Raw genomic sequence first — 13363 nt, 5'->3', positions numbered from 1 at the left:
TGGCCATCGCGTCGGGGAAGCGGAATTCCACGCGCTTTGCCTTGGCGCCCGAACCGTAGGGGATGCGGCACGAGGCCGAACGGTTGCGCGCCGAGTAGGCGAGCAGCACGGGGGCTTCGAAGCCCGGCACCAGACGCTTGTAGCTGTTGGTGGTCGGGTTGGTGAAGGCATTGAGCGCCTTCGCGTGCTTGATCACACCGCCGATGAAGTAGAGGCACATGTCAGACAGACCGGCATAGCCGTTGCCTGCGAAGAGCGGCTTGCCCTGATCCCAGATCGAGATGTGGGTGTGCATGCCGCTGCCGTTGTCCGACTTGATCGGCTTGGGCATGAACGTGGCGGTCTTGCCATAAGCCTGCGCGACCTGGTGGACGACGTACTTGTAGACCTGCATGCGGTCGGCGGTCTGGACGAGCGTGCCGAACGTGAGGCCGAGCTCGTGCTGGGCCGAGGCCACTTCGTGGTGATGCTTGTCGCAGGGCAGGCCCATGTCGATCATCGTGCGCACCATCTCGGCGCGGATGTCGACGCAGCTATCGACCGGAGCGACCGGGAAGTAGCCGCCCTTGGCGCGCGGACGATGGGCAAGGTTGCCGGCTTCGTAATCGCGGTTCGAGTTGGTCGGCAGCTCGATGTCGTCGATCTTGAAGCCGTTGCCGTCATAGCCGTCGTAGAACTTGACGTCGTCGAAGATGAAGAATTCGGCTTCGGGGCCGACGTAGACAGTATCGCCCACGCCGCTCGCCTTGACGAAGGCTTCGGCGCGCTTGGCGGTCGAGCGCGGATCGCGGGCGTAGAGTTCGCCGGTCGAAGGCTCGACGATGTCGCAGCAGATGATCATCATCGGGGTGGCCGAGAACGGATCGACGTAGACCGCGTTGAGGTCCGGCTTCAGGATCATGTCGGACTCGTTGATGGCCTTCCAGCCCTCGATCGAGGAGCCGTCGAACATCAGGCCGTCTTCCAGTTCGTCCTCGCCAAGCACGGTGGAGACCATCGTGAGGTGCTGCCACTTGCCCTTGGGATCGGTGAAGCGCAGATCAACCCATTCGATTTCCTCGTCCTTGATGCGAGCGAGAATGTCCTTTGCAGTAGCCATCGCTGGTCCTTTAACTGGCCCCGGCCCGTGCAGGGGCGCTCAGTGAACAAAAACTTGGGGTCACAAGTCTGGAGAAGGCACCGGCCCGCAGCCACCTCCGGTTGAAGATTGCCTGATCCTAAATGGCGTCGTTATCGCGTTCGCCGGTACGGATGCGCAGCGCGCTTTCCACCGCGAACACGAAGATCTTGCCATCGCCGATGCGGCCCGTCTGCGCTGCGGTGGCAATCGCCTCGACCACGCGGTCGACCATGGCATCGGCCACCACCACTTCGAGTTTCACCTTCGGCAGGAAGTCGACGACATATTCGGCGCCGCGATAGAGTTCGGTATGGCCCTTCTGCCGGCCGAAGCCCTTGGCTTCGGTGACGGTGATGCCGGAAACGCCGATTTCGTGGAGCGCTTCCTTCACCTCGTCCAGCTTGAAGGGCTTGATGATCGCTTCGACCTTTTTCACTCGATCAATCCCTGCAGGCAGACCGGTTCCCGGCCTTGCGGCCCTGACCGGCGGTGTTGGTATTCGTACGGAGCCCGATACCGGATCAGCTATCCAAGAATCGTGCCACGCGGGTACTCCCCTCCACTAGGACAGGAAAGGGCGTCGCGAAAGCCGGAAAAGCGGCATGTCTGGCAAGAATGCAAGGCGCATGCGCACCGTTGCATTGCGCAAGTTGCGCGGATAAGGCGGATTGGTGCACAAGATTTGCGCAAGGTCTGCCTTATTTTTGGGCAGAGGTGGGAGTTTACTCCTCCGTCAGCCCACAGGCGGGTCGGAGGGGTACTTCAGCCCGCGTAAGGCGGGCGGTGCAGGCCCGCGGGGCTCAGCGTGAAGATCTCGCAGCCCGTTTCGGTCACCGCGATCGAATGTTCGAACTGCGCGGAAAGCGAGCGGTCGCGCGTCACCGCCGTCCAGCCATCGTCGAGCAGCTTCACCCCCGCCTTGCCGAGGTTGATCATCGGCTCGATCGTGAAGAACATGCCGGGCTTGAGCTCAGGGCCGGTGCCCTTGTGCGCGGCGTGGATCACTTCGGGCGCATCGTGGAACAGGCGCCCCAGACCGTGGCCGCAAAACTCGCGCACCACGCCGTAGCGGTGCCGCTCCGCATGGGCCTGGATCGCCGCGCCGATATCGCCGAGCCGCGCGCCGGGCTTCACCTGTTCGATGCCGATCATCAGGCATTCGTAGGTGACATCGACCAGCCGCTTCGCCTTGAGCGCGACATCGCCGACGAGGTACATCCGGCTGGAATCCCCGTGCCAGCCATCCAGCAGCGGCGTCACGTCGATATTGACGATATCGCCCTCGCGCAGGATGCGGCTTTCGGACGGGATGCCGTGGCAAACCACGTGGTTGATCGAAATGCAGCACGAATGGGTATAGCCGCGATAGCCCAAGGTGGCAGGGACGGCGCCGCCATCAAGGGTCATCTGCCGCACGACATCATCGATCGCGGCGGTGCTGACGCCGGGCTGGACCATCGGCACAAGTGCATCGAGGATTTCAGCCGCAAGGCGCCCGGCCTTGCGCATGCCTTCAAAGCCCGCAGGCCCATGCAGCTTAATCGTGCCGTCACGCGGCATCACATCGGTTTCGTCGGCGATCACATAGTCGGTCATGGGGGCCATGTAGCGTGTCTGTACGAAAATTGCGAGTGTGCTGCGCCGCGCTGGCATGCGGCCCGGTGCAGTTTCCTCTCGCACTCGCCGCCAAGCTGCGGCAAGGATCGTGGCTACGATGAACCAGCTTGATGCACTGATCCAGCCCGATCGCGGCCAGAAGGCCATTCCGCTCCACCTGATCGACAAGGCGGGCCTGCCCGGCTGGCTTGCGGGCCTCACCGCCGCGCAGCGCGCAGTGCTCGCCGGGCAGGGCTTTGAAGGTGGAGCAGGTGAAACCGCGATCGTGCCCGATGCAGCGGGCACGGGCGAGGGCTGGTTCGCGGTGGTGGGCGTGGCCGATCCGGCGAAGCTTTCAAGCTGGTGCCTTGCGCCATTGGCGGACCGGCTGCCGGCAGGGACCTATCGGCTTGCCAGCCCCGGCGCGGAAGGCCCCGCGCTGATCGGCTGGCGGCTCGCGCAGTACCGCTTTGATCGCTATCGCAGCGAGCCTTCCGATAAGGGCGCGCGGCTGCTGCTGACGGGCGCGCTCGGCGCGATGAATGCGGCGCTCGCAGAGGCCGAGGCGGTCATTCTGGTGCGCGATCTGGTCAATACGCCAGCGGAGGACATGGGCCCCGCACAGCTCGAGGCGGAGGCGCGCGCGCTCGCCAAGGCGCACCACGCGGTGATCCATGTCGTTTCGGGCGATGTGCTGGAGCGGGACTATCCGATGGTCCACGCGGTGGGCCGTGCGGCTGCTCGCAGCCATGCGCCGCGGCTGATCGAGATCGAATGGGGCGATCCCGCGCACCCGCGCCTCGCCATTGTCGGCAAGGGCGTATGCTTCGATTCCGGCGGACTCGACATGAAGCCAAGCTCGGCCATGGCGCTGATGAAGAAGGACATGGGCGGCGCGGCGCATGCGCTGGCGCTCGCGGGCCTCGTGATGGGTGCGGGGCTGCCGGTGCGGCTGCATGTGCTGGTCCCGGCGGTGGAGAACGCGGTTTCGGGCAACGCCTTCCGCCCCGGTGACGTGCTGCGCTCGCGCGCGGGGCTTTCGGTCGAGATCACCAACACCGATGCCGAAGGGCGGCTGGTACTCGGCGATGCGCTGGTGCGCGCCTGCGAGACGAGGCCCGAATTGCTGATCGATTTCGCCACGCTGACTGGCGCGGCGCGCGTTGCGCTCGGCCCCGATCTGCCGGCAATGTTCGCGCGGACGGACGAGACGGCGAACGGCCTCCTGTCTGCCGGCCTCGAACGCGACGATCCGTGCTGGCGCCTGCCGCTGCATGATGGCTACCGCGAGATGCTGAAGTCCGATGTTGCGGACCTCCAGAACAGCCCCTCGGGCGGGTTTGCGGGGGCGACGGTCGCGGCGCTGTTCCTCGACCGGTTCGTGGCCGAGGGGGTGGACTGGGCGCACTTCGATACCTTCGCCTGGCGCCCTGCAGGCAAGCCCGGCCGGCCCAAAGGCGGCGAAGCGCTGGGCCTGCGTGCGAGCTGGGGGCTGATCCAGTCCCGCTTTGGAAAAGAGCGCATGCCTTGAACCCTGAGCCCGATGCCTATAAGCGCCCGGCTTTCGTCTTTGCCGGAAAGCCTGACGTGACCGATCTGCTCCTGCCCAGCCTGAATACGTCGCACGCGCTGACGGGCCCCGCGCCCAAGTTCGATACGCATGCGCATACCCGCGCGGTGCGCGGCGATCTGGCGCATGTGCGCTATGCCGGGCAGGTCTTCGTCTCGCACTATGCAGTGCCGACGCCGTGCACGGTGGGGGCGGAGGGCGCCACCTTGCGCACGGCGGGGCGCGATGATGCAGACGTGATCGGCACACTGGCGGCGGGCGAGACGTTCAACCTGCTCGACAAGGCAGGCGGCTGGGGCTGGGGACAGCAGGGCGAGGATGGCCTCGTCGGCTATCTGCCGCTGACGGCGCTGGAGCCATGACCGTACGGGTCTTCATCGATGGCGCGGCGGGGACCACCGGCCTCGAAATCGCCGACCGGATTGCGGGCCGCACCGAGTTCAGCGTGATCGCGCTGAGCGATGCCGAGCGCAAGGACGCGTGCGCGCGCGCTGAAGCACTCAATGCGGCTGATGTCGCGATCCTGTGCCTGCCCGATGATGCCGCGCGCGAGGCGGTTTCGCTGATCACCAACGACACGACCCGCGTGATCGATGCCTCGACCGCACACCGGGTTGCGCCGGGCTGGACTTACGGTTTTCCCGAGATTGTGGGCCGTGGCGCGGTAGCCAGCGCCAAGCGGGTTTCCAATCCCGGCTGTTATCCCACCGGCTTCCTCGGCCTGCTGGTGCCCTTGCTGCGCGCAGGGCTGCTGCCGGCGGACTGGCCCTACACGGTCAATGCCGTCTCGGGCTACTCGGGCGGCGGCAAGGCGCTGATCGCGCGCTTCGAGGCCGATACGGACATCGCCTTCCGCGCCTATGGCCTTGGCCTTGGGCACAAGCATGTGGCCGAGATGCAGGGGCACGCGGGCCTGACATACGCTCCGATCTTCGCGCCTGCGGTGGTCCCCGCACATCGCGGCATGGTCGTCGAGGTACCGGTACCGCTCGCTGCCATCCCCGGTGCCGCTGCGCCGGATGCCCTGCGCGAGGCGCTGGCGGCGTTCTATGCGGGCAGCCCGCTGGTGCGTGTGCTCGATGGCGTGCCGGATGAACTGCTGCTGCGCTCCTCCGATGCCCCGCGCGACGGGCTCGACCTCTATGTTTTCGGCAGCAAGGATGGCACGCAGGCACGGCTCGTCGCGCTGCTCGATAATCTCGGCAAGGGTGCCAGCGGTGCTGCAGTGCAGAGCCTCAATCTGATGAGCGGCTTGCCGGAGACGGCGGGGCTGCGCCTCTAAGGGCCTCTTGCGTTTTCCGAACCCTTGCCGTTCGTGTCGAGCCAAGTCGAGACACCACCCAACGCGTCTGGTGTCTCGACTTCGCTCGACACGAACGGAGGTTGGGTTGGTGGCAAGAGGTATGAAGCGTGTGGCCTAGGCCTGATCCCGTCCTGCCCGGGCAGGAAAGTGTCTGGGACTATCCCCGCCCGGCCATCGCGCGGCCATGCAGTGCGCATGTGGTGATTGCGCATCGCGGGCAGATCATCGCCGATACGCGCCGCAGCGTGCAAACGCTCGAGACCAGCCATCCGCCGAGCTACTATATCCATCCCGATGACATCGCGCCGGGGGTGCTGCGGCGCGCGTCCGGCTCTTCGATGTGCGAATGGAAGGGCGCGGCGGTCTATTGGGACGTGGTGGTGGACGCAGAAGTGCTGCCGCAGGTCGGGTGGAGCTATCCGGGTCCAACGCGCGGTTTCCTGGCGCTCAAGGATCATGTCGCGTTCTATGCGGCGCCCTTTGATCGGTGCAGTGTGGATGGCGAGACGGTGATTCCGCAGGCCGGCGGCTTCTATGGCGGCTGGATCACCAGCAAAGTGGCTGGCCCCTTCAAGGGCGGGCCGGGCAGCCGGGGCTGGTAGGGGATTCGCCATAGCCGGGCGGGCATGGCGGCATGGCGGGAACGTCCGCGTAAACTGTTTGGACCGCTGGGGCGCTGTTCAGCCGTCTTTGCGAAACCATCTGTCCCAGATTGCAGTGATTACCCCGATCGGGAACACAACGACTGCCAAGAGGATGAGGCTTGAGACGATGGGCCATAGATTTCCGCCGTTGAACACATTGAGAAATTCCAAAAAAGCTATCATCTGATAGAATACTCGCGGCGATTATACTTCGAACGTACCATTTGGGATGATCTTCCTGCAAGCAAGGACCCGGCTCTACGCGGGAAGGACGCTTGCTCTGCGCGCCATCATAAGTAAAAAGACTGGATGCCATCCGACATCGAGATCTCGCGCGCGGCGACGCTGAAGCCCATCCTCCAGATCGCCGAGCGCGCCGGAATCCCGGCTGCGGCGGTCGAACCTTACGGCCATTACAAGGCCAAGCTCGATCTGGCGCTGCTCGAAGCCGAGGCGGGCAAGGCGCCGGGCAAGCTGATCCTTGTCACCGCGATTAACCCCACACCGGCGGGCGAGGGCAAGACCACGACCTCGGTCGGCCTTGCCGATGCGCTGAACCGGATCGGCAAGCGCACCATGCTGGCCCTTCGCGAACCCTCGCTTGGCCCCTGTTTCGGCACCAAGGGCGGGGCGACTGGCGGCGGCTACGCGCAAGTCGTGCCGATGGAGGATATCAACCTCCACTTCACCGGCGATTTCCATGCGATCACCAGCGCGCACAATCTGCTCGCCGCGATGATCGATAACCACGTCTACTGGGGCAACGCGCTCGATCTTGATGTGCGGCGGATCGTGTGGCGGCGCGTGCTCGATATCAACGACCGCGCGCTGCGCGATATCGCGCAAGGGCTGGGCGGGCGGGCCAACGGGTTCCCGCGCGAATCCGGGTTCGATATCACCGTCGCTTCGGAAGTCATGGCGATCCTGTGCCTCGCCGAGGATCTCGAGGATCTGGAAGCGCGGCTCGGGCGGATCGTGGTCGGCTATACGCGCAGTGGCGGCCCCGTCACCGCGCGCGAACTGAAGGCCGATGGCGCGATGGCCGTGCTGCTGGCGCAGGCGATCAAGCCCAATCTGGTGCAGACGCTGGAAGGTAATCCTGCGCTCGTCCATGGCGGACCGTTTGCCAATATCGCGCATGGCTGCAATTCCGTGCGGGCGACGCGCGCGGGGCTGGCGCTGGCGGACTATGTGGTGACCGAGGCGGGCTTTGGCGCAGACCTCGGCGCGGAAAAGTTCTTCGATATCAAGTGCCGGCAGGCCGGCCTCAAACCGGCGGCGGCGGTGATCGTCGCCACGGTGCGCGCGCTGAAAATGAACGGCGGCGTTGCCAAGAATGCACTGGCGCCGGCCGATGTCGAGGCGGTGAAGCGCGGCGGGGTGAACCTCGTGCGGCATATCGAGAACGTTCGCCAGTTCGGCGTGCCTGCTGTCGTCGCGATCAATCGCTTCCCGACCGACAGTGACGAGGAGATTGCCGCTGTCCAGGCCATCGCCGCCGCGCATGGCTCGCAGGCGCTGGTCTGCACGCACTGGGCTGAAGGCGGCGCGGGTGCGGTCGATCTGGCCGAGCGGGTGGTGCAGCTGGCCGAAACGCCCTCGCAGTTCGCGCCGCTCTATGATGATGCGCTGCCGCTATTCGAGAAGATCAACACCATCGCCACCCGCATCTACCGCGCCGAATGCGCGATTGCCGATCCGGCGGTGCGGACGCAGCTCGCCGCGTGGGAAGAGCAGGGGCACGGCGCGCTGCCGGTGTGCATCGCCAAGACGCAGTATGGCTTCTCCACCGATCCTGCCGCATTGGGCGCGCCGACCGGCCATGTGATCCCGGTGCGCGAAGTGCGGCTTTCGGCGGGTGCGGGCTTTGTCGTCGCGATCTGCGGCGAGATCATGACCATGCCCGGCCTGCCGCAGGTGCCCGCGGCAGAACGCATCCACATCAATCCCGAAGGGCGGATCGAGGGACTCTTCTAGGCCCTACTTCCCGAAGCTGATCGCCGGCTTTTCGGCTTCGGGCAGCGTGCCGCCCATCAGCTTGGCCAGCGTCGGCGCGATTGCGCGCATGTCGATTTCGCCCAGCTTGCGGCCCTTGGGAATGCCCTTGCCCATGATCATGAAGGTGGAGCGCATTTCGGGCGCGGCGGGGAAATAGCCGTGCATGCCCTTGACCGGGGAGGGGAACGACAGCGGCAGGGTGCCGTTCACGAACGGCCCGGCCACGGCGCCGATCTTGAGGTTCACATAGAAGCTGGCGTCGGGATTGGCGCCCTCGGCCGCGATGGCGGGGCCTTCGATCACGCGTTCGAACTTGGCAGCGGGATCGGCGGCCAGCTTGTCGAGCACGGCCTTGACCCTGGCTTTGAGCGCGGCATCGTTCGGCCGCGCCAGGCGGATCGCGAACGAGCCTCCCGAGCCCCATGGCGTTGCATCGGCGGAGGCGATCTTGCCGTCCGGCCCTAGCGTCACGAGCCCGGCATCGATGAACGGGCGGTAGAGGTTGATCACCGTATCCACCGGCGCAAATCCGTGATCGCTGACGAGCGCGATCACCGCATCGGGATGGACCTGCATTTCGGCCGCCACGAGTTCGCCGACGAAACCGTCGATCTGCTCCAGCGCCGCGTGCGATTCGGCGGAGCCCGGGCCGGTCTCGTGCTCGGTATGGTCCAGCGCGGCGAGATACATCGTCATGAATCCGGGCTGGTACTTCACGATCATCCCCACGCCGAATTCGGTGCGGATCTGGTCGCCCAGCAGGTCTTCGGATTTGCCATCGGCGTAGGCCGCGCCGGTCGCCGCCTCCAGATCGCCGACAAGGCCCGGTGTCGCCAGCGCATTGACCAGCTTGCGATCGTCGGCATGGCCGGTGCGCCAGATCTGCGGGAGGTTCCACGTCACGTTCTTCGCCGCGACGGAAACCGGCCAGTGGACGTTGCCGGTGGTGAGGCCGGCATCACGGGCCGCATCCCACAGGGTGCGGGCCTTGTTGTCCTCGGCATACCAGAACCAGCCGCTCTGGTTGATCTGGGTGGGATCGTAGGTGGTGTTGTTCACGATGCCATGCTTGGCCGGCGATACGCCGGTGATCAGCGTGGTATGGCTCGGATAAGTAACTGAAGGCAGCACGCCGACGACGCCCGTGGCATAGGCGCCCTCGGTCACGAAGCGGCGCAAGGTCTCGACCCTGAGGCCGCGAGCCTCGGCGTCGAGCACGTCGCCGGGGCGCAATCCATCGATCGAGATAAGGAGGACAGGAGCGGCGCGCGCTTCCTCTGCCGCTGCGCCAGAAAGCACCGGGGCGATGAGCGCAAGGGCGAGAGGAAGCGCGCGGCGCATCAGAAGCCCACCTTCACGGTCGCGAAGACCTGACGCGGGGCACCGGCGAGCAGCGTCTGGTTGTCGCCGCTGTTGCCGAAGCCGTTCGAACCGATCGTGGCGACATAGCGCTTGTCGAACAGGTTGGTTGCGTTGATCTGCAGCTCCACCGGCTTGCGCATGCCCAGATCGAACCGGTAGCCGAGCGTCGCATCGACGAGCGCGCGGCCGGGGACCGACTGGTCGTTGGTGTAGGTGAAGTAACGCTTCGACATGTAATCAACCCCGACGCGGCCATAGAGCGGCCCCTGATCGTACGAAACTTCGCCATGGACAAGGTGCTTGGGGCTGTCGGTCACGGTTTTCCCGGCGGTGGGGATCGTGGTGACGGTGCCGTTGGCCCGGATCACCACGTCGTCGCGGTAGGTGTTGTCGTTGTAGCTGTACGAAGCCAGCACCGACCAGCCGTGGCCCATGCGCAGCTCGCCGCTTGCCTCGATGCCCGCCGAGCGCACGCCACCGACGTTCTGCAGCGCGTTGGCCGCGCCGACGATGCCCACCGAGGTCGGGATCGCCAGCAGGCGGTTGCGGAAGTTCACCAGATAGCCCGCAAGCACACCGTGGAAGATGCCGCTGTTGTAGCGCAGACCAGCCTCGTACGTGTCCGACTGCTCGGGCTTGAGGAAGGGCTTGATCGCGTCGAACCCGGCCTGGCTCGAGGAGAACGGCCCTGCCGTGGTGGCCGAGGCGAAGGCGCGCGTCACCTGCGTGAAGCCGGCGAAGGCCTCGATCTCGGGCGAGAAGCGATAGCTGATGCCCGCGTGCGGCTGGAACCAGTCCTTGGTCGAAAGATCGCCCTGGGTGCGCCCGCCCGCGACGTTCGGCCGCGCGTGGTTGTCCACCTTGAAGCCCTTCCAGCCGAGGCTGATCTTGGCATCACCCAGCTTGATCTCGTCCTCGACGTAGTACTGGAACGTCTTGGTGTTGAAATCGATGTCCCACTGCGTAGCGAACGGATCGTGCTGGAACTTCAGGTGGTCGCGGCCCGGATTGGTGCGGCTGGCATAGGCATAGAAGCGCCGCGCCTGGTTGAAATCATTGTTTTCGTACCACGCGCCCACGGTGATGTTGTTCATGCCGAGATCGGCGTTGAGGCTGCCGAACACACCCTTGCGGTTGATGTCGTATTCGGTGGTGCGCAGCGCCATCGGCACGCCGGTCGGGCTGTTGACATAGGGCGTGCCCCAGGTGCCCTGGCCCGAATTCTTGTGGAGATAGGTCTTGAGCTTCAGCGTCAGCACCGAGGCGAGCGGCGCGGTGAGGCCGACGGCGGCGAGCGTGTCGCGGCGCAGGCCCGAAGCGTCGTAATAGGCATCATCCGCGGTCTTGATCGACGAGGGATAGACCTTGCCCGCAGCCGGGTTGAGCGGGGTGGTGCCGGTCTCGCCCCGGTTGGCGGCAATGTCGGCCACCTGCACGGCCTGCGCATACTTGCCCGGGCCGAAGTTGTCCCAATCGTAGCCGAGGCGGTTGATCTGGTCGAGGCTGAGGTCCTGATAGTCCTGCTCGGCGCGGTCGGAATAGCTGAAGTAGCCGTCGAGCGTCACGTTGCCCAGCGGCAGGATGCCCTTGGCGTTGACGTTCAGCTGGCGCTGCTGGCCGTCACCCTTCCACTTGTCGGTGGTGGCATAGACGACCGAGGCGAAGGCGCGCGCGCCGTTTTCCGTGCCGATGCCGCCGCGCAGGAAGCCGCGCCAGGTGTTGTTCGAGCCGTAGGTGCCGCTCGCGTCGAGCCCGAGCGCGTTCTTCGGATCGAGCGTGTAGAAGTTGAGCGTGCCGCCGAGGTTGTTGGTCGACTGCGTGTCGATCGCGCCCGAGCCCTGGCTGACGACAGTCGAGCCGATGTTTTCCGCAGTGACCGCACGGCTGATGTGGAGGCCGTTGTAGTTGCCGTACGACATGTCGCCGAGCGGAATGCCGTCGAGGTTGAAGCCCAGCTGGTTCTGGTTGAAGCCGCGCAGGGTGATGCGGGTCGACCATTCATACGTGCCGAAAGCATCGGCCGACTGGAAGTTCACCGAAGGCAGCTTGGCGATCGCGCGCAGCGGGCTGGTGCCGGCGGCTTGGAGGGCAAGATCGGCGCCCGAAAGCTCCTGGACCTGGCGGGTCTTGCCGGTGCCGTAGACGACGATGGCTTCACCGTCGCTGGTGTCGGCAGGGGCGGCACCGTCGGTCGCGGCGGCAGCCGGAGCGGCCTGCGGTTCGGACGCCGCGAGCGCGGGGGATGCGGCGGCGGCGAATGCCGTCGTGGCGAGCAGGATGGTAGCGAGGCGCATAGTTAACTCCCTCATGGCCTTTGTAGTGTTGCGGCCGCTAAGAGTGATTTGTGACACTTTTATGTTTATATTTCCTAATCTTGCATCTTATCCATGTGTCACTTTGTTGCAACGCGGCACAAAGTCCACACTGGATTGAAATTCATGATGGCCCACGGCGAAACGATGTTAGAGCGCGGCGGATCGCGGTGTGTGGCGGCCAGGTTCAGGATGCGTTCAGTCAGCAAGAGGCCACCTGTGGGCCTTCTGAAACCCAGCTCCGGAGCGCTCTACACCCCGCCCCCGAAGGCTCGAATCGCACATGCCAAAACGCCCCGCACGCGTTTCCGCGGCGGGGCGTTTTGCGTTCCGAAAAGCACGCGCGCCGCAGCGCGCCCCTGCTCAGTCTTCCGGTGCGATCGTGACCTTGAGGCCGTCGAGATCGGCGGTCAGCTGCACCTGGCACGAGAGGCGCGAGGTTTCGCCCCGGTGGTCGGAGCTTTCCAGCAGGTCGTTCTCGTCTTCGCTCATCTTCGGCAACTTGTCGGCGAAGGCGGGGTCCACATAGATGTGGCAGGTCGCGCAAGAGCAGCAGCCGCCGCACAGCGCGAGGAGTTCGTCAAAGCCGTTGTCGCGGATCGCTTCCATCACCGACAGGCCGGCAGCGGCCTCGACAGTGGATTCTTCACCCGAGCGGTTCACCACGACAAGCTTCGGCATCGACCCTATCTCCTGTTGAGAGCCGGACGCACGAATCCCGCGCTCTCTGGCCCCATTTGCCGGGGGCTGCTATCGCGCGGGGGGCACTTTGGCAAGGTGCTGCGCTGCATCATGGCCTCAAAAGGAAAACGGACAGGTATGGGCCTCACCGCCAGCCAGATCGCCGAGGGCCTCGCCCATGTCGGCAAAAGGAGCCCGCTGATCGCCGAGGCCATCGCGCGTGTCGGCCATCCCGAGCCGCGAATCCGCCCGCGCGGCTATGCTACGCTGCTGCGCACGATCGTGGGCCAGCAGGTCAGTGTCGCCGCTGCGGCCTCGGTCTGGACCAAGCTTTCCGCACTGCTGGGAGACGACATGCCCCCGCACGATCTGCTCGCCGCCGACTTTGATTCGCTGCGCGCCTGCGGCCTTTCGCGCCAAAAGCAGGGCTATGCGCGGTCTTTGTGCGAACTGGTGGTGACGGGCGAGCTTGATCTCCACTCGTTGCCGGAGGACGACGAGGAAGCCATCGCGCAGCTCACCCGGATCAAGGGCATCGGCCGCTGGTCAGCGGAAATCTACCTGCTGTTTGCCGAAGGACGGCCCGATATCTGGCCGGCGGGCGATCTGGCCGTGCAAGCGGGCATGGCCAAGCTTCTCGGCCTTGCCGAACGGCCGAGCGAGAAGGAAGCCCGCGCCATGGCCGAAGACTGGCGCCCGCATCGCGGCGCGGCGGCCATTTTCACGTGGCATTGCTATAACAATCCGGCGCTTTAAGTTCCTGCCCCAACGACAGAG

12 protein-coding genes are annotated in these 13363 nt (G+C 65.4%); 6 read left to right on the top strand and 6 right to left on the bottom strand.

Features of this window, described 5'->3' with window-relative positions; genetic code table 11:
- The 3 genes from glnA to map form a co-directional block, all read right to left on the bottom strand.
- The coding region (gene glnA, locus Q0071_RS19835) for a type I glutamate--ammonia ligase (protein ID WP_298173855.1) at nt 1-1099 on the bottom strand (1099 nt) is incomplete at its 3' end.
- 118 nt (nt 1100-1217) lie between these two features.
- Nucleotides 1218-1556: a P-II family nitrogen regulator gene (locus Q0071_RS19830; protein WP_298173854.1), complete on the bottom strand. Its 339-nt coding sequence runs from the start codon at nt 1554-1556 to the stop codon at nt 1218-1220.
- Nucleotides 1557-1882: 326 nt separating this feature from the next.
- The gene (gene map, locus Q0071_RS19825; RefSeq protein WP_298173851.1) at nt 1883-2716 is read right to left on the bottom strand and encodes a type I methionyl aminopeptidase; all 834 of its coding nucleotides are present in this window, start codon (nt 2714-2716) and stop codon (nt 1883-1885) included.
- A gap of 118 nt (nt 2717-2834) precedes the next feature.
- Here map and Q0071_RS19820 point away from each other — a divergent pair, with 118 nt between their 5' ends.
- The 5 genes from Q0071_RS19820 to Q0071_RS19800 all read left to right on the top strand — a co-directional run bounded on the left by Q0071_RS19820 (nt 2835) and on the right by Q0071_RS19800 (nt 8210).
- On the top strand, nt 2835-4247 hold the full coding sequence (locus Q0071_RS19820; RefSeq protein ID WP_298173849.1) for a M17 family metallopeptidase: 1413 nt from the start codon (nt 2835-2837) through the stop codon (nt 4245-4247).
- Nucleotides 4244-4648, top strand: coding sequence for an SH3 domain-containing protein (locus Q0071_RS19815; protein ID WP_298173847.1), 405 nt, complete (start codon nt 4244-4246; stop codon nt 4646-4648). The genes Q0071_RS19820 and Q0071_RS19815 overlap by 4 nt, the downstream gene beginning before the upstream one ends.
- Nucleotides 4645-5568, top strand: coding sequence for an N-acetyl-gamma-glutamyl-phosphate reductase (argC, locus tag Q0071_RS19810; RefSeq protein WP_298173845.1), 924 nt, complete (start codon nt 4645-4647; stop codon nt 5566-5568). The genes Q0071_RS19815 and argC overlap by 4 nt, the downstream gene beginning before the upstream one ends.
- Before the next feature lie 128 nt (nt 5569-5696).
- Nucleotides 5697-6191: a DUF427 domain-containing protein gene (locus Q0071_RS19805; RefSeq protein ID WP_298173843.1), complete on the top strand. Its 495-nt coding sequence runs from the start codon at nt 5697-5699 to the stop codon at nt 6189-6191.
- 351 nt (nt 6192-6542) lie between these two features.
- Entirely contained in the window at nt 6543-8210 is a 1668-nt protein-coding gene (locus tag Q0071_RS19800; RefSeq protein ID WP_298173842.1) for a formate--tetrahydrofolate ligase, read from the top strand.
- Between the two features lie 3 nt (nt 8211-8213).
- Here Q0071_RS19800 and Q0071_RS19795 read toward each other — a convergent pair whose 3' ends face one another.
- The 3 genes from Q0071_RS19795 to Q0071_RS19785 form a co-directional block, all read right to left on the bottom strand.
- Complete coding sequence (locus Q0071_RS19795) at nt 8214-9572, bottom strand: alkaline phosphatase family protein (RefSeq protein WP_298173839.1); 1359 nt, start codon at nt 9570-9572, stop codon at nt 8214-8216.
- Nucleotides 9572-11887 (bottom strand): TonB-dependent receptor, encoded by a 2316-nt coding sequence (locus tag Q0071_RS19790; protein WP_298173837.1) that lies wholly within the window; start codon nt 11885-11887, stop codon nt 9572-9574. Before Q0071_RS19790 ends, Q0071_RS19795 begins: the two co-directional genes overlap by 1 nt.
- A 381-nt stretch (nt 11888-12268) precedes the next feature.
- Nucleotides 12269-12586, bottom strand: a complete 318-nt coding sequence (locus Q0071_RS19785; RefSeq protein ID WP_298173835.1) for a 2Fe-2S iron-sulfur cluster-binding protein — start codon at nt 12584-12586, stop codon at nt 12269-12271.
- A gap of 138 nt (nt 12587-12724) precedes the next feature.
- Here Q0071_RS19785 and Q0071_RS19780 point away from each other — a divergent pair, with 138 nt between their 5' ends.
- Nucleotides 12725-13342, top strand: a complete 618-nt coding sequence (locus Q0071_RS19780) for a DNA-3-methyladenine glycosylase 2 family protein (RefSeq protein WP_298173833.1) — start codon at nt 12725-12727, stop codon at nt 13340-13342.
- Nucleotides 13343-13363: the final 21 nt, after the last annotated feature.

The organism is Novosphingobium sp., from assembly GCF_027486195.1.
Taxonomy (GTDB): Bacteria; Pseudomonadota; Alphaproteobacteria; order Sphingomonadales; family Sphingomonadaceae; genus Novosphingobium.
The sequence above is the reverse complement of the archived record's forward strand: the minus strand, read 5'-3'. Positions and strand labels throughout refer to the sequence as shown.